Source organism: Agromyces sp. NPDC127015 (assembly GCF_042725165.1).
Classification (GTDB): domain Bacteria; phylum Actinomycetota; class Actinomycetes; order Actinomycetales; family Microbacteriaceae; genus Agromyces; species Agromyces chromiiresistens.
This window is the reverse complement of record NZ_JBHXDI010000002.1, coordinates 434144-452521: the sequence shown is the minus strand read 5'-3', so window position 1 is coordinate 452521 and position 18378 is coordinate 434144. Positions and strand designations below refer to the sequence as shown.

At 72.7% G+C, this 18378-nt stretch carries 22 protein-coding genes; 9 read left to right on the top strand and 13 right to left on the bottom strand.

Annotated elements, in window-relative coordinates; translation table 11 throughout:
- Nucleotides 1-43: 43 nt before the first annotated feature.
- Nucleotides 44-553 (bottom strand): carboxymuconolactone decarboxylase family protein, encoded by a 510-nt coding sequence (locus ACFWGP_RS08360; protein ID WP_376930649.1) that lies wholly within the window; start codon nucleotides 551-553, stop codon nucleotides 44-46.
- Nucleotides 554-600: 47 nt separating this feature from the next.
- On the opposite strand from ACFWGP_RS08360, the gene ACFWGP_RS08355 reads away from it, so the two are divergent.
- Complete coding sequence (locus tag ACFWGP_RS08355; protein WP_376930648.1) at nucleotides 601-2019, top strand: PLP-dependent aminotransferase family protein; 1419 nt, start codon at nucleotides 601-603, stop codon at nucleotides 2017-2019.
- Between the two features lie 55 nt (nucleotides 2020-2074).
- On the opposite strand, the gene ACFWGP_RS08350 is transcribed toward ACFWGP_RS08355, so the two are convergent.
- Together ACFWGP_RS08350 and ACFWGP_RS08345 are read right to left on the bottom strand one after the other, a co-directional pair.
- Nucleotides 2075-2509 carry a PaaI family thioesterase gene (locus ACFWGP_RS08350; RefSeq protein ID WP_231429711.1) on the bottom strand — a complete coding sequence of 145 codons (435 nt, stop codon included), beginning with the start codon at nucleotides 2507-2509 and terminating at the stop codon, nucleotides 2075-2077.
- Nucleotides 2510-2532: 23 nt separating this feature from the next.
- Nucleotides 2533-3144, bottom strand: a complete 612-nt coding sequence (locus tag ACFWGP_RS08345) for a zinc-binding alcohol dehydrogenase (protein ID WP_231429712.1) — start codon at nucleotides 3142-3144, stop codon at nucleotides 2533-2535.
- 64 nt (nucleotides 3145-3208) lie between these two features.
- Between ACFWGP_RS08345 and purM the strand changes: the two genes are divergently transcribed.
- On the top strand, nucleotides 3209-4324 hold the full coding sequence (purM, locus tag ACFWGP_RS08340) for a phosphoribosylformylglycinamidine cyclo-ligase (RefSeq protein ID WP_376930647.1): 1116 nt from the start codon (nucleotides 3209-3211) through the stop codon (nucleotides 4322-4324).
- 20 nt (nucleotides 4325-4344) lie between these two features.
- On the top strand, nucleotides 4345-5103 hold the full coding sequence (locus ACFWGP_RS08335; protein ID WP_376930646.1) for an LLM class flavin-dependent oxidoreductase: 759 nt from the start codon (nucleotides 4345-4347) through the stop codon (nucleotides 5101-5103).
- 31 nt (nucleotides 5104-5134) lie between these two features.
- On the opposite strand, the gene ACFWGP_RS08330 is transcribed toward ACFWGP_RS08335, so the two are convergent.
- Both ACFWGP_RS08330 and ACFWGP_RS08325 read right to left on the bottom strand, forming a co-directional pair.
- A complete protein-coding gene (locus ACFWGP_RS08330; protein ID WP_376930645.1) occupies nucleotides 5135-6073 on the bottom strand; it encodes a capsular polysaccharide synthesis protein in 939 nt (312 codons plus the stop codon).
- A 126-nt stretch (nucleotides 6074-6199) separates the two neighbouring features.
- Entirely contained in the window at nucleotides 6200-6427 is a 228-nt protein-coding gene (locus tag ACFWGP_RS08325; RefSeq protein WP_231429716.1) for a DUF3073 domain-containing protein, read from the bottom strand.
- 180 nt (nucleotides 6428-6607) lie between these two features.
- Here ACFWGP_RS08325 and ACFWGP_RS08320 point away from each other — a divergent pair, with 180 nt between their 5' ends.
- Nucleotides 6608-7783 (top strand): FAD-dependent oxidoreductase, encoded by a 1176-nt coding sequence (locus ACFWGP_RS08320; protein ID WP_231429717.1) that lies wholly within the window; start codon nucleotides 6608-6610, stop codon nucleotides 7781-7783.
- A gap of 21 nt (nucleotides 7784-7804) precedes the next feature.
- Here ACFWGP_RS08320 and ACFWGP_RS08315 read toward each other — a convergent pair whose 3' ends face one another.
- A complete protein-coding gene (locus ACFWGP_RS08315) occupies nucleotides 7805-8212 on the bottom strand; it encodes a DUF1801 domain-containing protein (RefSeq protein WP_376930644.1) in 408 nt (135 codons plus the stop codon).
- Nucleotides 8213-8221: 9 nt separating this feature from the next.
- On the bottom strand, nucleotides 8222-10357 hold the full coding sequence (locus ACFWGP_RS08310) for an APC family permease (RefSeq protein ID WP_376930643.1): 2136 nt from the start codon (nucleotides 10355-10357) through the stop codon (nucleotides 8222-8224).
- Between the two features lie 91 nt (nucleotides 10358-10448).
- Between ACFWGP_RS08310 and ACFWGP_RS08305 the strand changes: the two genes are divergently transcribed.
- The 4 genes from ACFWGP_RS08305 (at nucleotide 10449) to ACFWGP_RS08290 (ending at nucleotide 13646) form a co-directional block, all read left to right on the top strand.
- Entirely contained in the window at nucleotides 10449-11063 is a 615-nt protein-coding gene (locus tag ACFWGP_RS08305; protein ID WP_231429720.1) for a hypothetical protein, read from the top strand.
- A 108-nt stretch (nucleotides 11064-11171) separates the two neighbouring features.
- On the top strand, nucleotides 11172-11852 hold the full coding sequence (locus ACFWGP_RS08300) for a copper resistance CopC family protein (RefSeq protein ID WP_275505226.1): 681 nt from the start codon (nucleotides 11172-11174) through the stop codon (nucleotides 11850-11852).
- A gap of 19 nt (nucleotides 11853-11871) precedes the next feature.
- The gene (locus tag ACFWGP_RS08295) at nucleotides 11872-12405 is read left to right on the top strand and encodes a copper chaperone PCu(A)C (protein ID WP_376930642.1); all 534 of its coding nucleotides are present in this window, start codon (nucleotides 11872-11874) and stop codon (nucleotides 12403-12405) included.
- Nucleotides 12405-13646: a Dyp-type peroxidase gene (locus ACFWGP_RS08290; RefSeq protein WP_231429723.1), complete on the top strand. Its 1242-nt coding sequence runs from the start codon at nucleotides 12405-12407 to the stop codon at nucleotides 13644-13646. The genes ACFWGP_RS08295 and ACFWGP_RS08290 overlap by 1 nt, the downstream gene beginning before the upstream one ends.
- Before the next feature lie 49 nt (nucleotides 13647-13695).
- On the opposite strand, the gene crcB is transcribed toward ACFWGP_RS08290, so the two are convergent.
- From crcB to ACFWGP_RS08265, 5 genes are read right to left on the bottom strand one after another with little or no spacing between them, the layout of a single operon-like run.
- Nucleotides 13696-14076, bottom strand: coding sequence for a fluoride efflux transporter CrcB (gene crcB / locus ACFWGP_RS08285; RefSeq protein ID WP_231429724.1), 381 nt, complete (start codon nucleotides 14074-14076; stop codon nucleotides 13696-13698).
- Nucleotides 14073-14492, bottom strand: coding sequence for a CrcB family protein (locus ACFWGP_RS08280; RefSeq protein ID WP_376930641.1), 420 nt, complete (start codon nucleotides 14490-14492; stop codon nucleotides 14073-14075). Before ACFWGP_RS08280 ends, crcB begins: the two co-directional genes overlap by 4 nt.
- A gap of 9 nt (nucleotides 14493-14501) precedes the next feature.
- Nucleotides 14502-15014 (bottom strand): GNAT family N-acetyltransferase, encoded by a 513-nt coding sequence (locus ACFWGP_RS08275; protein WP_231429726.1) that lies wholly within the window; start codon nucleotides 15012-15014, stop codon nucleotides 14502-14504.
- Between the two features lie 50 nt (nucleotides 15015-15064).
- Nucleotides 15065-15700 (bottom strand): helix-turn-helix transcriptional regulator, encoded by a 636-nt coding sequence (locus ACFWGP_RS08270; protein ID WP_376930640.1) that lies wholly within the window; start codon nucleotides 15698-15700, stop codon nucleotides 15065-15067.
- Nucleotides 15697-16614: a DUF4097 domain-containing protein gene (locus ACFWGP_RS08265; RefSeq protein WP_376930639.1), complete on the bottom strand. Its 918-nt coding sequence runs from the start codon at nucleotides 16612-16614 to the stop codon at nucleotides 15697-15699. The genes ACFWGP_RS08270 and ACFWGP_RS08265 overlap by 4 nt, the downstream gene beginning before the upstream one ends.
- A 219-nt stretch (nucleotides 16615-16833) precedes the next feature.
- On the opposite strand from ACFWGP_RS08265, the gene ACFWGP_RS08260 reads away from it, so the two are divergent.
- Nucleotides 16834-17592 carry a MerR family transcriptional regulator gene (locus ACFWGP_RS08260; RefSeq protein WP_275505228.1) on the top strand — a complete coding sequence of 253 codons (759 nt, stop codon included), beginning with the start codon at nucleotides 16834-16836 and terminating at the stop codon, nucleotides 17590-17592.
- A gap of 130 nt (nucleotides 17593-17722) precedes the next feature.
- Here ACFWGP_RS08260 and ACFWGP_RS08255 read toward each other — a convergent pair whose 3' ends face one another.
- A complete protein-coding gene (locus ACFWGP_RS08255; protein ID WP_231429730.1) occupies nucleotides 17723-18370 on the bottom strand; it encodes a YitT family protein in 648 nt (215 codons plus the stop codon).
- Nucleotides 18371-18378 lie beyond the last annotated feature (8 nt).

Genomic DNA, 18378 nt, shown 5'->3' with positions numbered 1-18378 from the left:
CTCCCACACCGCGCGGGTGAGCCCGCCGAGTGCGGGGGGTTGCTCAGATGCGCAGCTTGGGGCGCCATCCGCGCGTCGAGACGGCGAGTTCGTTCCACGCGTTCACCGAGACGATGAGGGCGAGCAGCGCCGCGAGCTCGTCGTCGGTGAACGCGGTGGATGCCTCGTGCCAGACGTCGTCGGGCACGTGGGTCTCCGAGAGCCGGGTGACGGCGTCGACGAGGTCGAACGCCGCGCGCTCGCGCGCCGTGAAGAAGTTCGACTCGCGCCAGACGGCGACCGCGTAGAGGCGCTGCACGTGCTCGCCGGCCGTGGCCGCGTCGCGCGAGTGCAGGTCGACGCAGTACGAGCAGCCGTTGAGCTGCGAGGCGCGGAGGCGCACGAGTTCGCGCAGCCCCTTCTCGATGCCGGCGCGGTCGGCCTCGGCCTCGGCGGCGTCGTCGAGCGCGCTCACCGCCCGGACGAACGCGGGCGCGACCCCGTCGAGGTCGAGTCGCCGGGTCGGGGCGACGGGAGCGGTGGGCGGGGCGGTGTCGATGGTCGTCGTGGTCATGGGAGTCACGCTACGGATCGACCGCCGCGCTGGTAACGTCCAATGCCATGGCACAGGATTGGGCCAATTCCGGATTGGATCTGCATCTCGAGGTCGACCCGCGGCGCAAGGCCGCGTCGCTCGAGGAGGCGTTGCGCGCTGCCATGGTCGACGGCCGGCTCGCGCCGGGCATCCGGCTGCCGCCCAGCCGTGCCCTCGCGGCCGACCTCGGCCTCGCGCGCAACAGCGTGGCCGAGGTCTACGCCCGGCTCGTCGGCGAGGGGCGGCTCGAGGCGCGGGTCGGCTCGGGCACCTGGGTGCGCGGGGTGCCCGAGCCCGCACCGGGAGCGCGCGTCGACCGATCCACCCGGTTCGACCTCGACCTTCGCGGCGGGCTGCCGGACGCCTCGGGCTTCGGCCGGTCGGCGTGGGGTCGCGCCGTCGCGCGGGCGCTGGCCGACGCGCCCGCAGCCGCCTTCGCCTACGGCGCGCCAGAAGGCGCGGCCGGGCTGCGCACGGCGCTCGCCGGGTACCTGGCGCGCACCCGCGGCGTCGTCGCCGGCGCCGACGGCCTCGTCGTCACCCACGGCTTCGGCGAACTGCTCTCGCTCGTGGCCCGGGCGATCGCCGCCCGCGGCGGACGGCGCATCGCGGTCGAGGCGTACGGGCACTCCTCGCACCGGGACGTGCTCGCCGCGGCGGGCCTCGAGCCCGTGCCGGTCCCGCTCGACGCCGACGGCATGGTCGTCGACCGGCTGGCCGCCACGGGCGTCGACGCCGTGCTCGTCACGCCCGCGCACCAGTTCCCCACCGGGGTTCCGCTCTCCGCGTCACGACGCACGACGCTCGCCGACTGGGCGCGCGACGCCGGCGCGATCGTGATCGAGGACGACTACGACGGCGAGTTCCGCTTCGACGGGCGGGCGATCGGCGCGTTCCAGGCGCTCGCCCCCGCGCAGACCGTCTACGGCGGAACCGCGAGCAAGGCGCTCGCGCCCGCGCTCGGCATCGGCTGGGGCGTCGTGCCGCCGACGCTGCGCGACGCGGTGCTCGAGCAACGACGGCTGAGCGGGGCTGCGACCGATGCGCTGTCGCAGCTCGCGCTCGCCGCGCTCATCTCGGCGGGCGACTACGACCGGGCCGTGCGCGGTGCGCGCCTGCGCTACCGGGCCCGCCGCGAGCGGCTCGAGCGGCTCATCGCCGACGGACTGCCCGGTGCCCGGGTGGCCGGGCTCGAGGCCGGCCTGCACTGCCTGCTCGAACTGCCGGGCGGTACCGCCGAGGCGGAGGTGGAGCGCGCGGTCTCGGCGATCGGCCTGCGCTACGGCGGGCTCGCCTCGTACGCCGCGGATGCCGCGACCGTCGCGTCGCGTCCGCCGACGATGGTGGTCGGGTACGGCGCCCCGCCCGAGCACCGGTTCGAGCGGGCGATCGCCGCGGTCATCGCGTCGGTCGAGCGGGCGCGACCGATGGCACCGACCGGCTGATCCGGGCGGTGCGCCGGCGCCGAGGCATCCGCGCGTGCTCGACCGATGACCGGGCTCAGTACTCCGAGGGCTTCGGAAGCACCGCCATCGTGCACCGCGAGATGCACACGAGCTTGCCGTCCTCCTGCGTGATGCGGATGTCCCACACCTGCGTCGTGCGGCCGCGGGTGATCGGGCGCGCCTCGCCGTAGACCCATCCCTCGGCGATCGGGCGCAGGTGGTTCGCGTTGATCTCCATGCCGACGCAGTAGAACTGCGCCGGGTCGACCGTGAAGGTCGCGCCCCAGCTCGCGAGGGTCTCGGCGAGGGCGACGGAGGCGCCGCCGTGCAGCACGCCCCCGGGCTGGCGCGTGCGGCCGTCGACGGGCATGCGGCCCTTCAAGGACTCGTCGGTGACCTCGGTCATCTCGATGCCGAGTGCGTGGATCGCGGTGCCGTCGCGGCGGGAGTTCGCCCACTCGAGGGAGGGCTCGCCGAACCAGATGCTCATGCGAGAGAGTCTGTCACGCCCGCCTACGCGAGTTCGGCGATGATCGGGTGGATCGCGTCGTCGAAGGCCGAGGCGTCCGACCGCAGCGAATCGGTGACGCCGACGGTCATCGCGCCGATCCACCAGACGCCGGTGCCCGACAGCGGCAGCACCTCGACGTTGAGCTCGAACGAGTGGGCGCGGCGCCCGACCTCGCGCTCGTGCTCGGCGATGGTGCCGGCATACGCGCGGTACGAGTCGCCGCGGCGGGCCGCGGAGGCGTTGCGATACGCGTCGTGCGCCCACTCCGTCCATGCGCGGGCGGCCTCGGCGTGCGGGACGATCTCTCGCGCGAGGATCTCGGCGCCCTTCACCGGCAGGGCGACGTCGGTGTCGAACGCCTCGACGAGTTCGAGCGGCACGGGCGACGGATGCGCCTCGGGCTCGACGGTCATCGCCCACCACGCGCGCCACTGGCGCTCGAGCAGGTCGTGCTCGTCGATCTCGAGCCGTTCGCCGACGGGGCCGACGTCGCGCAGTCGCGGCAGTTCGACGGGGGAGGAGATCGCGAGCACCTCGCGCAGATAGAGCGCGAGCAGAACCGGGCGACTCGCATTCTCACGGATCACCCACGACGGTGCCGCCCCTGGCTGCATACCCCGAATTCTACGCTCGCCCACCCCAGTCGGCGGCAGCGACGCGGCCCGGTACCCTTGACGGGTGAGCGCGAACTCGTCCTACGCCGCTGCCGGAGTCGACACCGCAGCCGGCGACCTCGCCGTCGAACTCATGAAGGAGGCGGTCGCCAAGACCCACGGGCCCAACGTGCTCGGCGGGGTGGGCGGCTTCGCCGGCCTCTACGACCTCTCCTTCGCGAAGGACTTCGAGCGGCCGCTCCTCGCGACCTCGACCGACGGCGTCGGCACGAAGATCGCGATCGCGCAGGCGCTCGACAAGCACGACACGATCGGCCAGGACCTCGTGGGCATGGTCGTCGACGACATCGTCGTGGTCGGTGCGAAGCCGCTCTTCATGACCGACTACATCGCGTGCGGCAAGGTCGTGCCCGAGCGCATCGCCTCGATCGTGACGGGCATCGCCCGTGCCTGCGCCGAGACCGGCACCGCCCTCGTCGGCGGCGAGACCGCCGAGCACCCGGGCCTCATGGGCGCCGACGACTACGACGTCGCGGGCGCGGCGGTCGGCGTCGTCGAGGCCGACAAGGCGCTCGGCGCCGAGAAGGTGCAGTCGGGCGACGCGGTCATCGCGATCGCGTCGAGCGGCCTGCACTCCAACGGCTTCTCGCTCGTGCGCCACATCCTCGCCGGCCAGGGCATCGCCTACGGGCACGCCTCGGCCGAGCTCGGCATGACGTGGGGCGAGGCGCTCCTCGAGCCGACCCGCCTCTACTCGGGCCAGCTCGTCGAGCTGCTCGCAGGCCCGCACGGCGACGCCGTGCACTCGCTCTCGCACGTCACGGGCGGCGGCATCGCCGCGAACCTCGCGCGCGTGCTGCCCCGCGGCTCGTTCGCCGAGGTCGACCGCTCGACCTGGTCGCCGGCGCCCGTGTTCCGCGTGCTCAACGAGCTCGCCGGCACGAGCCTCGAATCGACCGAGGGCACCTGGAACCTCGGCATCGGCTTCTTCGCCGTCGTCGAGCCCGGCGCCGCGGCATCCGTGATCGCCGAACTCGACCGCCTCGGCCTGCCGGCCTGGCAGGTCGGCACCGTGGGCCTCGGCGAGCCGCCGCAGGTCGCGGGCGCCGACCGCTGGGAGCAGGGCGCGAAGGGCGTCGACGGCGGCGCGGTGCGCCTCGTCGGCAGCTACGCGAGCTGAGCGACGGCGACCGCGGCGACATGCGCACGCCCGTCTCGATCGGCATCACGAGCCTCACCCCGCTCGAGACGGTGCGCGCGCTCGCGCCGCGCGTCGAGCGGCTCGGCTTCCACGCGCTGTGGATCAACGACCTGCCGGGCGGCGACTCGCTCGACGGTCTCCGGGCGGCGGCGTCGGTCACCGAGCGCATCGGCCTCGCGACCGGCGTGATCCCGCTCGACCGCCGGCCGGCCGGCACGCTCGTGCTCGGCGGCATCCCCGCAGACCGGCTCGTGCTCGGCGTCGGGTCCGGGCGCGCCGAGCGACCCCTCGCGCTCGTCGAGCAGGGGATCGCGGCGCTGCGCGACGCGACCGAGGCGGCGATCGTCGTCGGGGCGCTCGGCCCGCGCATGCGGTGGCTGGCCGCCGAGCGCGGAGACGGGGCGCTCTTCAACTGGCTCACCCCCGACGCCGCGGCCACGACGACCGCCGAGCTGCACGACGCCGGCGGAGCCCGCTCGGTGCGCGGCATCCTCTACACGCGCACGACGGTCGACGATGCCGCACGCCCCGCGCTCGAGCGCGAGGCCGCCGCGTACGAGGGCTTCCCGGCCTATGCGGCGAACTTCGCCCGGCTCGGCTTCCGCGCGATCGACGCGACGATCGGCGACCCCGACGCGCTCGCCGCGTACGAGGGCGCGCCCGACGAGCTCGTGCTGCGCGCGATCACGCCGTCGAACGCGCTCGACGAGCTCGAGCGCTTCGTCGAGACGACCGCCGCGTGGGTGCGCTCGGCGTGAGTCGCGCCGAGCGATCGCCCGTGCGGGCGGCTCAGTCGGCGAGGCCGTGCTCGAGCAGCCGCTCGAGCACGGAGCCGGGCGGCACCGCGTCGTACTTGTAGCTCAGTTTCTGCAGCGGAGACACGTCGAGGATCTGGCGCACGACTCCGGGTCGCCAGGGCTGCATCATCTCGAGCTGCAGCAGGTGCGCCGCCGTCGACGAGAGCGTGGGCACGGCGTCCCACTGCCCACGAGCCTCGGGCACGAGTACCTGCAGCACCTCGAAGACGCGGTGGTAGAGGAAGTAGTCGGGCAGGTCGTCGTTCGCCGCCCACCACGCGTCGAGGGCGAGGCGCTGCAGTGCGATGATCGGGGTCGCCGGATGCGAGGCGATGAACCAGTTGCCGATCTGCCGCCGCGTCCACCGCGGGAACACCGTGCCGGCGCGCAGGCACCGCCGCAGCTCGTCGTCGAGCGGACGATCGACCCAGGCCGTCGCGTCGACCCAGACCCCGCCGTGCTCGGCGAGCACGGCGGTGCGCACGTAGTCCGAGAAATGGGCGGGCCGGTCGTGCTCGAGGAGTGCGGCGACGCGGTCGGGAATCTCGACGAGGTCACGAGCGGAGTCGCCGTCGAGCACGCGCAGTGAGGGATGCACCCGCCGCAGCTGGGCGATGCACGCCCGCACGAGCGGCGGGGCGGTCTCGACCGGTGCGTTCCAGTAGGTGTACACCCGGTCGGTCGGCACGGCGATCCCCCCGTACGCGCGGGCGGAGCGACGCGCACGCCAACGCGCCCACCTCGGCGGCGTCGCCGGCAGGCCGGCGGCACGGCGGAGGTCGGCGAGCTGCGGCGCGAGCAGGCGCACGACCCGTGCGTACGCCGCGTAGGCGGCGGCGAGGTCGAGTGTGTCCTCGAACCGCTTCGAACGCTCGAGCTGCGCGCGCAGGCCCGCGACCACGCGATCGGTGCTGCGGTGGGCGGCGGCCATGCGTCGAGGGTATCGGTGCACAAGCGCCGTCGTCGGTTCCTGCTGCAGGCGCACCGACGAACGGGAGCGCGCGCTCAGCAGGAGCGGCGGAGGTTCGCGGGGAGCGTGTCTTCGACGGAGCGACGATCAGGCGCGCTGTTCGCGCTGCTCGTCGTCGGCGTAGGTGTCGTCGTCAGCGTACGTGTCGTCGTCATCGTCGGCATACTCTGCCCACTTCGACGCCTCATCGCTGTACTCGTCATGCTGCGAGCCGGTGAGCTCGCGCTCAAGCGCGTTGTAGTCGGTGTTGGGGCTGAAGTACTTCAGCTCCCGAGCGACCTTGGTGTGCTTGGCTTTCTGACGGCCGCGCCCCATGCGTGACCCCCTTACGACATCTGGCCGGGTGGGATGGTCTTCACCCGGCGCTCCCTTGAGAAATTCGTCCAGCCGCCAGTTTAGCACCGCCGAAGACGCCGATCGCCGGTCTCCACAGCCTGCGGATCGCGCTCGGGCGACGTGCTGCGAGCACACAGCAAGACATGCTGAGATTGTCAGGTGACGACGAGCCCCGAACGCGTGAAGGTGGTCGTGATCGGTGCCGGCCAGGCCGGGCTCTCGGTCGCGTACTACCTGCGTCGATTCGAGCTCGTCGCCGGGCAGGACTTCGTGATGCTCGACCGCGCGCCCGGCCCCGGCGGCGCATGGCAGCACCGCTGGTCGTCGCTCAGGCTCGGCACCGCGCATCGCGTGAACGACCTGCCGGGCATGGCCGAACTCGGCCTCAGCTTCGACACGGCCGACCGGGCACTGCCCGCGAAGGACGTGGTCGCCGACTACTACGGCCGGTTCGAGCAGCACTTCGACCTGCAGGTGCGACGCCCGATGAACGTGCGCTCGGTGTCGAACGAGGGCGCCGACCTGCTCGTGCGCTACGAGGACCTCAGCCCCCAGCCCGTCGAGGAGCTCACGACGCGCGGCCTCTTCGGCCGACGCCGCAAGACGTTCTCGGCGCCCGCCACGCCCACCATGCCGCAGCACGCGCTCGCGACGCAGTTCCTCGTGAACGCGACCGGCACGTGGGGCTCGCCGTTCGTGCCGTTCTACCCGGGCATGGGCGAGTTCGAGGGACGCCACGTGCACACCTCCGACTTCACCGACGCCGAGGACTTCCGCGACCAGCACGTCGTCGTCGTCGGCGGCGGCACGAGCGCGATCGGCTTCATGCTCGAGCTCGAGGATGTCGCGGCCGGGCTCACCTGGGTCTCCCGGCGCCCGATCGACTGGATCGACCGGCAGGAGCTCGACCTCGAGGGTGCATCGGCCGCCGTCGCCATGCAGGACGAGGCTGCCCGCTCCGGGCGGGCGCTGCCCTCGATCGTGAGCGGAACGGGCGTGCCGAAGAGCCGCCGCATCGCCGCGGGGATCGAGCGCGGACTCCTCGTCGCGCGCCCGATGTTCGACCGCATCGAGGGCGACCGCGTCGTCTGGGACGGCGAGCAGCAGGGGTCGGCGCGCGCCGACGCGATCATCTGGGCCACGGGGTTCCGACCCGAGCTGCGGCACCTCGCGCCGCTCAAGCTGCGCGAGAAGGCCGGCGGAGTGACGGTGGGGCAGGGTGCGGCGTGGAGCGACCCGCGCGTGTTCCTCGCCGGCTACGGACCGCAGGCCTCGACGATCGGTGCCAGCCGGGCCGGGCGCATGATCGCCCGCCAGATCATGGCGATGCTGTAGCGAGGAGCGAGCCCTCGCTGCTCAACCGGCGGAGCGGACGGCGAAGTCGTACGATTCGCGCACCAGGTCGGTCAGCACGTCGAGATCGACGACCGCGAGATCCTTGAGGTAGAGGCATCCCACCCCGGTGGTGTGCGGCCCGAGGCGCTCGAGCAGTTCGGAGTCCTCCGCGAACCCCGGCAGCAGGTACACCGTCGACGCAGCCTTGCGCGGTGAGAAGGCGGCCGCGGGCGTGACGCCCTCGCGACCGCTGTCGTACCGGTAGCGGTACTCGCCGAAGCCCACGATCGACGGGCCCCACATGTACGCCTCTTCGCCGGTCACGCGCTGCATGAGGGCGAGCAGGGTGTCGGCGTCGCGCCGGCGCACGCGATGCGTCACCGAGTCGAGGAACACCTCCACCGGGACATCCGTGCGACCGGTCGCCATGCCGTGAGCCTACCGCCCGCGCTTGCCCGTCGTCTCGGCGATCGGCCGGCGCGGCACCGCCCGCACCGGCTCGCCGCGGCGGTCCTGGCCGGGCAGGGGGCGCGAACGGCGGCCGTAGATGAGGTCGGACGAGTCCAGCAGCCACGGCACGAGGGCGATCGTGACGCCGTGCACGAGCATGAGCTTCTGCCGGATGCGCCGAGCCTTGTGGTTGTGGAGGATGTTCTCCCACCAGTGGCCGACGATGTACTGCGGCATGTACACGGTCACGACCTCGGAGCCGTGCTCCTCGCGATGCTGCTTGATGTGCTGGATCAGCGGGTGGCTGAGATCGCGATAGGGCGACGACAGGATGCGCAGCTTGACGTGGATGTTCATCTTCACCCAGTCCTTCTTCAGCTGCTTCGTCTGCGCGTCGTCGAGCGAGACGTGCACCGCCTCGATCGAGTCGTGCCGGGCGGCGATGGCGTAGTCGAGCGCCTTGAGGGTCGGCTTCTGCATGCGGCCGACGAGCACGATCGCGTGGTCGCCCGAGGCGCCGAACGTCGTGGTCGGGTCGACCTCGACCTCCTTCTCGACGTCGCGGTAGTACCGGTGCACGCCCATCATGAGGATGAACAGGATCGGCATCATGAGGAACACCATCCACGCGCCGTGCGTGAACTTCGTGATCGTGACGACGACGAGGACGACCGCGGTGAGCGTGGCGCCGAACGTGTTGATGCACAGCGAGCGGATGATCGCGCCGCGGGTCATCGGGCGGTGGTCGTCGTCGGCGGGGCCGGGGCGACCCGGCTTGGCCGCCTTCTGCTTCGCGGCGCCGGCCGCGCTCGCGCCGGTCCGTGCGCGGCCCGCGCGCAGGAGGCCGATCCAGTGCCGCACCATGCCGCTCTGGCCGAGCGTGAACGACACGAACACGCCGATGATGTAGAGCTGGATGAGCAGTGTCAGGTTGGCCTGGAACGCGACGAGGATGACCATCGCGGCGAGGCCGAGGATGATGACGCCGTTCGAGTAGATGAGGCGGTCGCCGCGCGTCGAGAGCGACTTCGGCGCGTAGCCGTCGCGGGCGAGCACGGAGCCGAGCAGCGGGAATCCGTTGAACGCGGTGTTCGCCGCGAGCAGCAGCACGAGGGCGGCGGCGGCCTGCACGACGAAGAAGAGGATCGAGTCGTTGCCGAACACCGCGGCGGCGATCTGCGCGACGAGGCTCGGCTGCGGCGCGGTCAGGCAGTCGTTCCAGCCGATGAGGTCGCACGGGTCCTCGGCGTAGTGCACGCCGGAGACGAGCGCGAGGGCCGTGAGGCCGACGAACATCACGATCGCGAGCCCGACCATGAGCGAGAGCGTCTTCTGCGCGTTGCGCACCTTGGGTGCGCGGAACGCGGGCACGCCGTTGGCGACGGCCTCGACGCCGGTCAGCGCGGAACAGCCGCTCGCGAACGAGCGGAGCAGCAGCAGGATGATCGCGGCCTGCGTGAGGTCCTCGCCCTCGACCGAGTACTGCGACGACTCGGCCACGGGCGGGTTGCCCATCGCGATCTGCACGAGCCCGGTGCCGACGAGCAGCAGCACGCTCGCCGCGAAGAAGTAGGTGGGCACCGCGAAGGCCTTGCCCGACTCGCTCACGCCGCGGAGGTTCATCGCGGCGAGGATGATGACGAACACGACCGCGAGCTCGACCCGCCACGGGTTGAGCGCCGGGAAGGCGGAGATGATGTTGTCGACGCCAGATGCGACCGACACGACGACGGTCATGACGTAGTCGACGAGCAGGGCCGAGGCGACCACGAGCCCGGCCTTCTCGCCGAGGTTCTTGTGCGCGACCTCGTAGTCGCCGCCGCCCGAGGGGTACGCGCGGATCAGCTGGCGGTAGCTCAGTGCGACCGTGGCCATGAGCAGCACGACCACCGCGGCGACCCACGGCGCGAAGGCCAGGAACGCGAGGCCGCCGACCGTGAGCACCATGAGGAGCTCCTGCGGCGCGTACGCGACCGACGACAGGGCGTCGCTCGCGAACACCGGCAGGGCGATGCGCTTGGGGAGGAGCTGCCCCTCGAGCTTCTCGGTGGGCAGGGGGTCGCCGATGATCCAGTGCTTCGGCGACTTCAGTTCGGCAGGCGGCTCGCCCGCGTCGTTCGTCACGGCGGATGACACTACACCTGCGCGCGTGCATGTCAAGTCGGCTTGCTAGACTCGAGGCGCATTTCTTCCATCGAGCCCGGGGAGCCCCGACGTGAATCGTGCGACGCAGCTCGCGCGCGGTGCTGCGACCGCCTCGGTGGCCCTCTTCCTCGCGGCCTTCTCGCACGGGGTCGCCGGCGGTGAGGCGCCCGGCTCGGTCGGGCTCGCGCTCGCGGCGATCGTCGCGCTCGGCGCCTCGGTCGCCTTCGTCGGCCGGCGAACGACGCCCGTGCGCACGGCGCTCGCCGTGATCGCGAGCCAGGCGGCCTTCCACCTCCTCTTCGGCGTCGGCTCGGGCCCCGCATCGGGCGAATTCGTCACCACGGGCGGCGGCCACCACGCCACGATGGCCTTCGTCGAGTCGGCCGGCGCCGCCTCGACCGCGGCGCACGACGGGCACGGCGCCGCCATGCTCATCGGGCACGCGCTCGCCGCGGTCGCCACGATCGTCTACCTGCTCGTGCTCGAGCGCACGGCCTGGTCGGCGCTCGCGACGGCGACCCGCCGCTTCGCGCTCGTGTTCGCCGGTCGTGCCGGCGAGCCGGTCGCGATCATCGCCCCGCCGACGCCGCGCCTCGCGACCCTCGTTCCGCCCGCACTGCGCTCGCGCCTGCGCTTCGCGGCACTCCGCTATCGCGGCCCGCCGCTCCTCCCCGCCTTCGCGTGAACCCTCCGCCCTCGGGGCGGAACCATCGAAGACTCCGGATGCCTCGCGCCGACGATCGGCGCACGCATCGATGCATGCCGTCCGGAGCATGAGGAGAAGGACTCCCGAATGCACACCACTTCCATCGCGCTCCGTCGCACCACGAACCCCCTGCGCACCGTCGTCGTCGCGGCGACCGCGCTCACCTTCGCGGGCGCGCTCGCGCTCTCGGGCGGCACCGCCGCCCTCGCCCACGACGAGCTCGTCGGCTCGACCCCCGAGAACGGACAGGTGCTCGAGACGCCGCCCGCCGAGGTCTCGCTGCAGTTCTCGGACGACATCATCGAGGTCGGCACCGCCGTCGAGGTCGTCGACCACCACGGCGAGGAGGTCGAGGTCGGCGAGCCCGTGATCGACGGGCCGAACGTCACCGCGACGCTGCCGGCCGACCTCGAGGGCGAGTACCAGGTGCGCTGGCGCGCAGTGTCGAGCGACGGCCACCCGATCGAGGGCACGATCGACTTCGGCGTGGGCGCCGACGCGACGGGCACCTGGACCGAGGAGGCGCCGCACGACGCTCCCGCGGCCGACGAGGACGACCACGGCGACCACGGCGACGAGGGCGACCACGCCGACGACGCCGACGACGCCGCGGCGAACGGTCCCGACGGATGGGCCGTCGCGGGCTTCATCGTCGGCGGGCTCGGCATCATCGCGCTCATCGTCGCGATCATCGTGAGCGCGCGCCGCAAGAGCGCAGGCCCGGGTGCCGGCGACGGCCCGGCCTCCGGCACCGGCACCGACGCCTGACCGGGCGGGAGCGATCGAGATGCGTTCCACCGCGATCACCCCTGCCCTCGGAGCGGCGTCGGCCGCGCTGCTCCTCCTGTCCGGCTGCAGCACGGTCACCGGCGGCTCCGCCGATCCCGACGCCCGGGTCGCGGCGGCCGCTCCCGGCGCGTCGTCGGTGGTCGTCGAGGAGGCCTGGATCAAGGCCGCCGACGACGGCATGACCGCACTCTTCGGCGACGTCGTCAACGGCGGCGACGGCGACCTGGTGCTCGTCGGCGCCGTGACCGACGCCGCCGAGTCGGCCGAACTGCACGAGACGGTCGGATCCGACGGCGCCATGCTGATGCGCGAGAAGGACGGCGGCTTCCCGATCCCCGCCGGCGAGACCCTGACGCTCGAGCCGGGCGCCGACCACGTGATGCTCATGGGCCTCGGCGGACCGCTGCTCGCGGGCGACGAGGTCACGGTGACCCTCGAGTTCGATGACGGTTCGACGCTCGAGGTCACGGCGCCCGTCAAGGACTACGCGGGCGCGAACGAGCAGTACGACGACGGACACGGGTCGGACTGATGGCCGGCGAACCCGGCGGTTCCGGGTTCTCGCGGCGGCACCTCCTCTTCGGGGGCGCCGCCGCGGCCGGAGCCGGCGCCGCTGCGGTGCTCGGCGCCCAGGCGTTGGCCGGCGCGCTCGCCCCCACGGAGGACGGCACGGCGGCGTCGGCGCGAGGGGTGGGTGCGACGGCGGTCGGCGACGCCCTCGTCCCCTTCCACGGTGCGCACCAGGCCGGCGTCGAGACCCCGCCGCAAACGCATGCCCGCTTCATCGCGCTCGATCTCCGCTCCGACGTCGACGCTGCGGCCCTGCGGCGGATGCTGCGCGTGCTCAGCGACGACGCAGCACGGGTCACGCAGGGCCGAGCGCCGCTGGCCGACTCCGAACCGGAACTCGCGCTCGCACCGGCGCGGCTGACGGTGACGTTCGGGTTCGGCCCAGGGCTCGTGGCCCGCGCCGGCGGCATCGCACCCGACTGGCTCCGCCCCCTGCCGCCCTTCGGCGTCGACCGTCTGCGCCCGGAGTGGAGCGACGGCGACCTGCTGATCCACCTCGGTGCCGACGATCCGGTCACCGTGGCCCACGCCGCCCGGATGCTGCTGAAGGATGCGCGCTCGTTCGCGAACGTGCGCTGGTCGCAGCAGGGCTTCCGCAGGGCGGCCGGGGCCGAGGCCTCCGGATCGACGATGCGCAACCTGTTCGGACAGCTCGACGGCACCGTCAACCCGGTGCCCGGGAGCGCCGACTTCGACGAGCTCGTCTGGTCGAATGGCGGTCCCGGCTGGATGGCGGGCGGCACGTCCCTCGTGCTGCGGCGCATCGCGATGGACCTGGACGGCTGGGATCGGGTCGACCGCCCGGGCCGGGAGGCCGCGGTCGGTCGACGCCTCCGCGACGGGGCGCCGCTCACCGGTGCCCGCGAGCACGACGAGCCCGATTTCGCAGCGTTGACCCCGGTCGGCTTCCCCGTCATCGCGGACTACTCGCACCTGCGGCGCTCGCGCAGCGACGTCCCGGGGGAGCGGATCTTCCGTCGTGGGTACAACTACGACGAGGCACCCGCCGGCGGCGCCGTCTCGGACGCGGGGCTGCTGTTCGCCTCGTACCAGGCCGACGTCGATCGCCAGTTCGTGCCGATCCAGCGCCGCCTCGACGAGCTCGACCTGCTCAACGAGTGGACGACGCCCGTGGGCTCGGCGGTGTTCGCGATCCCGCCGGGCTGCGGCCCCGACGGGTACGTGGGGGACTCGCTCGTCTGACGACGAGCACGGTGGATGTCGCGGCCCGGGTCGCGGCATCCGCCGCCCGTCACCGGAACGCGAGGTACATGCCGGCCGCGGCCGCGAGGCCGACGGCGAGGGTGACGACGACATTGAGCACGGCCGCCCGCCACCGGCCGCCCGAGACCAGTTCGATCGTCTCGACGCTCCAGGTGCTGAACGTCGTGAGGCCGCCGCAGAATCCCGTCACGAGGATGAGCCGCAGGTCGCCGTCGAGCGCGGCGCGCTCCGCGAGGCCGATGAGCGCGCCGGCGACGCCCGAGCCGACGACGTTGACGATCAGGATGCCGCCGGGGAGGTGCCCGGGCCGCACCGGCAGCGCGCGCGAGAGCGCGTAGCGCGCGACGGCCCCGACCGCGCCCGCCACGAGCACGGCCGTGACGACGATCGGGCTGAGCGAGCCGGTCACAGCGTCGCCCCGTCGTCGCTGACCTCGTGCGGCATCGGACGGTGCGCGAGGTGCGAGCCCAGCTCGAGCCCGAGTGCGGCGAGGCCGAGCCCGCCGACGACCGAGGCCAGGAGGTAGCCCGCGCCGACCCAGAACGCGCCGCCGCTCGTCAGCACGACGACGGCCGCCATCACGGCCGACAGCGTGGTGAACGAGCCGAGCACCCCCGATCCGAGGCCCGCCTTGAGCCACATGGGCGTCGCCGGCCTCGTCCAGAGGCCCCCGACGAGCCAGCCGAGCGCGAACGTGCCGGCGAGGTTGATGACGAGCGTCTCGAGGGGGAAGGCACCCGCGGGCGGTGCGAACGCGAGGTCGAAGGCGAGGCGGAGGCCGGTTCCGATGAGGCCGCCGACGGCGACCGCGAGATACGCGCGCACCCCTGAAGGCTACGCCGCGCCGGGCGGGACGAGCGTCGCGACCCAGTCGTTGGTGCGGAGCACGCCGCCGCCCGTCTCGAAGTCCGCTTCACCGAGCAGGGTGAACCCCGCCTTGCGGCACACGGCGTTCGACGCGGGGTTGTCGACGCTCGGGTAGGCGTGCACGGGCAGCGTCTCGCCGGCGGCGCGGGCGAACTCGAGCATGGCGATGACGGCGGCCGGGGCGATGCCGCGCCCGCGGTACCGGGCCTCGACCGACCAGCCGCTCTCGAGCGCCGGCTCGCCGTGCCACTCGTGCTGCCAGTAGCCGACCATGCCGACGCCCTCGGGGTGCCCGGGGATCGTGATGCGGAACTGCTGCCCCGTGCCGTCGCGCGCGAGCGCGAGGTAGCGGGCGTGCCGCGAGACGACCTGCTCGTCGGTCTCGACGCCGCCGACCCAGTCCATCAGCTCGGGGGTGTTCGCCCGACGGAGCAGCCCGAGGTCGCCCTCGGACCACGGATGCACCTCGACGTCGTCCATGCGACCATCGAACCACCGGCCGCCGACAGCGACGACGGCCGGCACCGGGCTCAGCGGTCGAGTGCCGCGAGCACGTCGGCGCGCACCTGCGCGAGCCGCGCCTTCAGCAGGGTGACCGCCTCATGGGGCACGTGGTCGGCCTGCGTGCGGGTGCGAAGGTCGGTGCGCACCTGACGACGGAACTCGTTGAGCACGAGCTCGGCCTCCTGCAGCGCGCGCCGCGACTCCACCTGGGCGTCGACCGTCGCCGACCGGGCGCTCTCGGCGGTCGCCTTCGCCGCGTCCTTCGCCGAGCGCTTCGCGTCGCGGGCGGCGCTCGCGAGCTCGGCGCGCAGCGAGCGCATCGCGTCGTTGACCTCGGCGCGCACGCCGTCGGCGAGGCGACGGATCGAGTCGGTCACCTCGTCCTCGATCGCGTCGAGTTCGGGGCGGCGGGCCTCGAGCTCGGTGCGCCCGGCGTCGGTGATCTCGTAGACCGACTTGCGGCCGTCGCTCGTCTTCGTGACGAGCCCCTCCTCCTCGAGCTTCGACAGGCGCGGGTAGATCGTGCCGGCGCTCGGCGAGTAGGTGCCGCCGAATCGGTCGGAGAGGGCCTGGATCAGCTCGTAGCCGTGCCGCGGCCGCTCGTCGAGGAGCGCCAGCAGGTAGAGCCGCAGGCTGCCATGGGCGAACACGGGCGGGGTCACGCGGCGCCCCCGACCTCGGTGCGGGATGACTCGTCGTCGGCGCCCGCACCGGAACCGGAGCCGGAGCCGGTCGCGGCGTCGCCGGCTGCGCCGGAGGCATCCCCGGGGACGGGCTCGCGTCGCATGACCGAGATCGACCCCGAGACGCTGTTCGCGCCGAAGTCGAGCCAGCGCCCGGCGAGCTCGCCGGTCACCCGCTCGAAGCCCTTGCCGAGCACGCCCTTCATCGTCACGTCGTCGATGAGCACGGTGCCGCCGACGGTGTTGACGCGATACCGGGCCCCGGCCCCGGCGTCGAAGCGCACGGTGAGGTCGCCCGAGACGGTGTTCGTGTCGATGCGGCTCGGGGTGCCGTGAGCGTCGACGATCATGTTGCCCGCGACGGTGTCGGCATTGAAGACCGTGATCGCGCCGGTGGCGATGATGTCGCCCGACACGGAGTGCGCCGTGACCCGGCCGGTGTGGTTGCCGACCGAGAGCTCGCCCGACACGGTCGAGAGCTCGAGGTCGCCGTCGTGGTCGTCGACCACGAGCTCGCCCGAGACGGTGCTGAGCTTGGCGTCGCCGTCGAAGCCGGAGACGAGCGCGTCGCCCGACACGACGCCGAGCTTCACCAGCGCCGTGCGCGGCGCGAGGATCGACACGTCGGCCTTGGCGTTGTTCGCCCAGCCCTTGAAGGCATCGATGAAGTTGTCCCAGCGCAGCTGCGGGTGGTCGATCTCGAGGGCGTCGCCGTCGATCGTCACGAGCAGGTCCTTGCCGGTCACGCTCGAGACCTCGATGCGGGCGCCTGGCTCGTCGTGGGCGATGAGGTCGACCTTGCCGCCGATGAGGCTGACCTTGAGCTTGCGGACGAGTTCGAGGTCGATGACCCGCGATTCGCCCGGGGTGATGACCCACTTCTCGATCGTCATGTCGTGCTCCTTCTGTGCGGGCGGAGTGCCGCGAGGCATCCGGCCCTGAAATCCGGGGTTTCGCGATATATCGCGTCTTGATGTGCAACACGATATATCGCGTTCCTGAGAATCTCAACCTGTTTCGTTTGACCTTGACGCTACGTCAAGTTCTACGGTGGAACCCGTACCGGCAACGGTGCAGCACGACACGAACCGAACGCGAGAGGAGGCGGCGCCGTGGACTGGTCGATCCAGGAGATCGCGAAGCTCGCCGGCACGACGAGCCGCACCCTGCGGCACTACGACGACATCGGCCTGCTCGAACCGAGCCGCGTGGCCGGCAACGGCTACCGCCATTACGACGAGCGCGCACTCGTGCGCCTGCAGCGCATCCTGCTGCTGCGCGAGCTCGGGCTCGGACTGCCGGCCATCGGCGAGGTGCTCGAGGGCGACGCCGACGAGGCGCATGCGCTCGGCGCGCACCTCGACTGGCTCCGGCAGGAGCAGGGCCGGCTGGCGCGTCAGATCGCGTCGGTCGAGAAGACCATCGAGGCATTGGAAGGAGGTGAACGACTCATGGCAGACGAGATGTTCGACGGCTTCGACCACACCCGGTACAAGGAGGAGGTCGAAGAGCGCTGGGGCAAGGAGGCGTACGCGAGCGGTGACCGCTGGTGGCGCGGCCTCGGCGAGGCCGGCCGGCGCGAGTGGAAGGCTCGCGCCGAGGCGCTCGGTCGCGACTGGATCGCGGCGGCGGAGTCGGGCGTGCAGCCCGGCGGCCCCGAGGGGCAGGCGCTCGCGAAGCGCCACGTCGAGTGGCTGACCGGCATTCCCGGCACGCCCGCGGCGGCGCCCGGCGGCGACGTCAAGGCGTACGTGATCGGCCTCGGCGAGATGTACGTGGCCGACCCGCGCTTCGGCGTGAACTACGGCGGTCCGCACGGCGCCGAGTTCGTGCGCGACGCGCTGCGGGCGTACGCCGAGCGCGAGCTCTAGAGGCTGGGCGGTCGAGGAGGCGCGCGGCGCCGCATCGACACCACCCGCGTGGTCTCGATGCGCTTCGCCCCTCGACCGACGATGGTCGCTGCGGCCTCCGAGGTGTCCCGGCCTCGGAGGCCGCAGCCGTCTAGTCCGCCGCGGCGGCCACGGGGGTCGCGGCGGTCCCGGTGCCGACGGCATCGGTTCGGGGCGTCCGCGCCTTCTCGGGCACCCGGAAGAGCGGCAGCGTGACGCCGCAGAGCGGCCCGATGAGCAGCGCGAACGCCACGGTTCCGAAGCCGACGTCGCCGCCGAGCAGCCAGCCGACGAGCAGCACGGTCACCTCGACGAGGGTGCGGCCGACCCAGATCGGCCAGCCCGTGCGGGCGTGGATGCCGGTCATGAGGCCGTCGCGCGGTCCCGGGCCGAAGCGGCTGCCGATGTAGAGGCCGCTCGCGACGGCGAGCAGCAGCAGGCCGCCCGCGAAGAGCAGGATGCGCTGCCACAGCTCGGGCGGCGTCTGGATGAACCACAGGCCGAGCTCGATGCTCGGGCCGATGAGCAGGATGTTGAGCACGGTCCCGGCGCCGGGGCGCTGGCGCAGCGGGATCCAGAGCAGCAGCACGAGCGCGCCGATGATGTTCGTGAGCCAGCCGATGCCGATGCCCGTGAGGTGCGAGAGCCCTTGGGCGAACACCGTCCACGGGTCGACCCCGAGCGCCGCGCGGATCATCATCGCGTCGGCGATGCCGTAGAGCACGAGTCCGATGAGCAGTTGGGGAATCCGGCGGGCCATAACATCCA

Coding starts and splice junctions, on each gene's coding strand:
- ACFWGP_RS08360 (WP_376930649.1), bottom strand. CDS start 553: ATGACCACGACGACCATCGACACCGCCCCGCCCACCGCTCCCGTCGCC.
- ACFWGP_RS08355 (WP_376930648.1), top strand. CDS start 601: ATGGCACAGGATTGGGCCAATTCCGGATTGGATCTGCATCTCGAGGTC.
- ACFWGP_RS08350 (WP_231429711.1), bottom strand. CDS start 2,509: ATGAGCATCTGGTTCGGCGAGCCCTCCCTCGAGTGGGCGAACTCCCGC.
- ACFWGP_RS08345 (WP_231429712.1), bottom strand. CDS start 3,144: ATGCAGCCAGGGGCGGCACCGTCGTGGGTGATCCGTGAGAATGCGAGT.
- ACFWGP_RS08335 (WP_376930646.1), top strand. CDS start 4,345: ATGCGCACGCCCGTCTCGATCGGCATCACGAGCCTCACCCCGCTCGAG.
- ACFWGP_RS08330 (WP_376930645.1), bottom strand. CDS start 6,073: ATGGCCGCCGCCCACCGCAGCACCGATCGCGTGGTCGCGGGCCTGCGC.
- ACFWGP_RS08325 (WP_231429716.1), bottom strand. CDS start 6,427: ATGGGGCGCGGCCGTCAGAAAGCCAAGCACACCAAGGTCGCTCGGGAG.
- ACFWGP_RS08315 (WP_376930644.1), bottom strand. CDS start 8,212: ATGGCGACCGGTCGCACGGATGTCCCGGTGGAGGTGTTCCTCGACTCG.
- ACFWGP_RS08300 (WP_275505226.1), top strand. CDS start 11,172: ATGCACACCACTTCCATCGCGCTCCGTCGCACCACGAACCCCCTGCGC.
- ACFWGP_RS08295 (WP_376930642.1), top strand. CDS start 11,872: ATGCGTTCCACCGCGATCACCCCTGCCCTCGGAGCGGCGTCGGCCGCG.
- ACFWGP_RS08290 (WP_231429723.1), top strand. CDS start 12,405: ATGGCCGGCGAACCCGGCGGTTCCGGGTTCTCGCGGCGGCACCTCCTC.
- ACFWGP_RS08275 (WP_231429726.1), bottom strand. CDS start 15,014: ATGGACGACGTCGAGGTGCATCCGTGGTCCGAGGGCGACCTCGGGCTG.
- ACFWGP_RS08265 (WP_376930639.1), bottom strand. CDS start 16,614: ATGACGATCGAGAAGTGGGTCATCACCCCGGGCGAATCGCGGGTCATC.
- ACFWGP_RS08255 (WP_231429730.1), bottom strand. CDS start 18,370: ATGGCCCGCCGGATTCCCCAACTGCTCATCGGACTCGTGCTCTACGGC.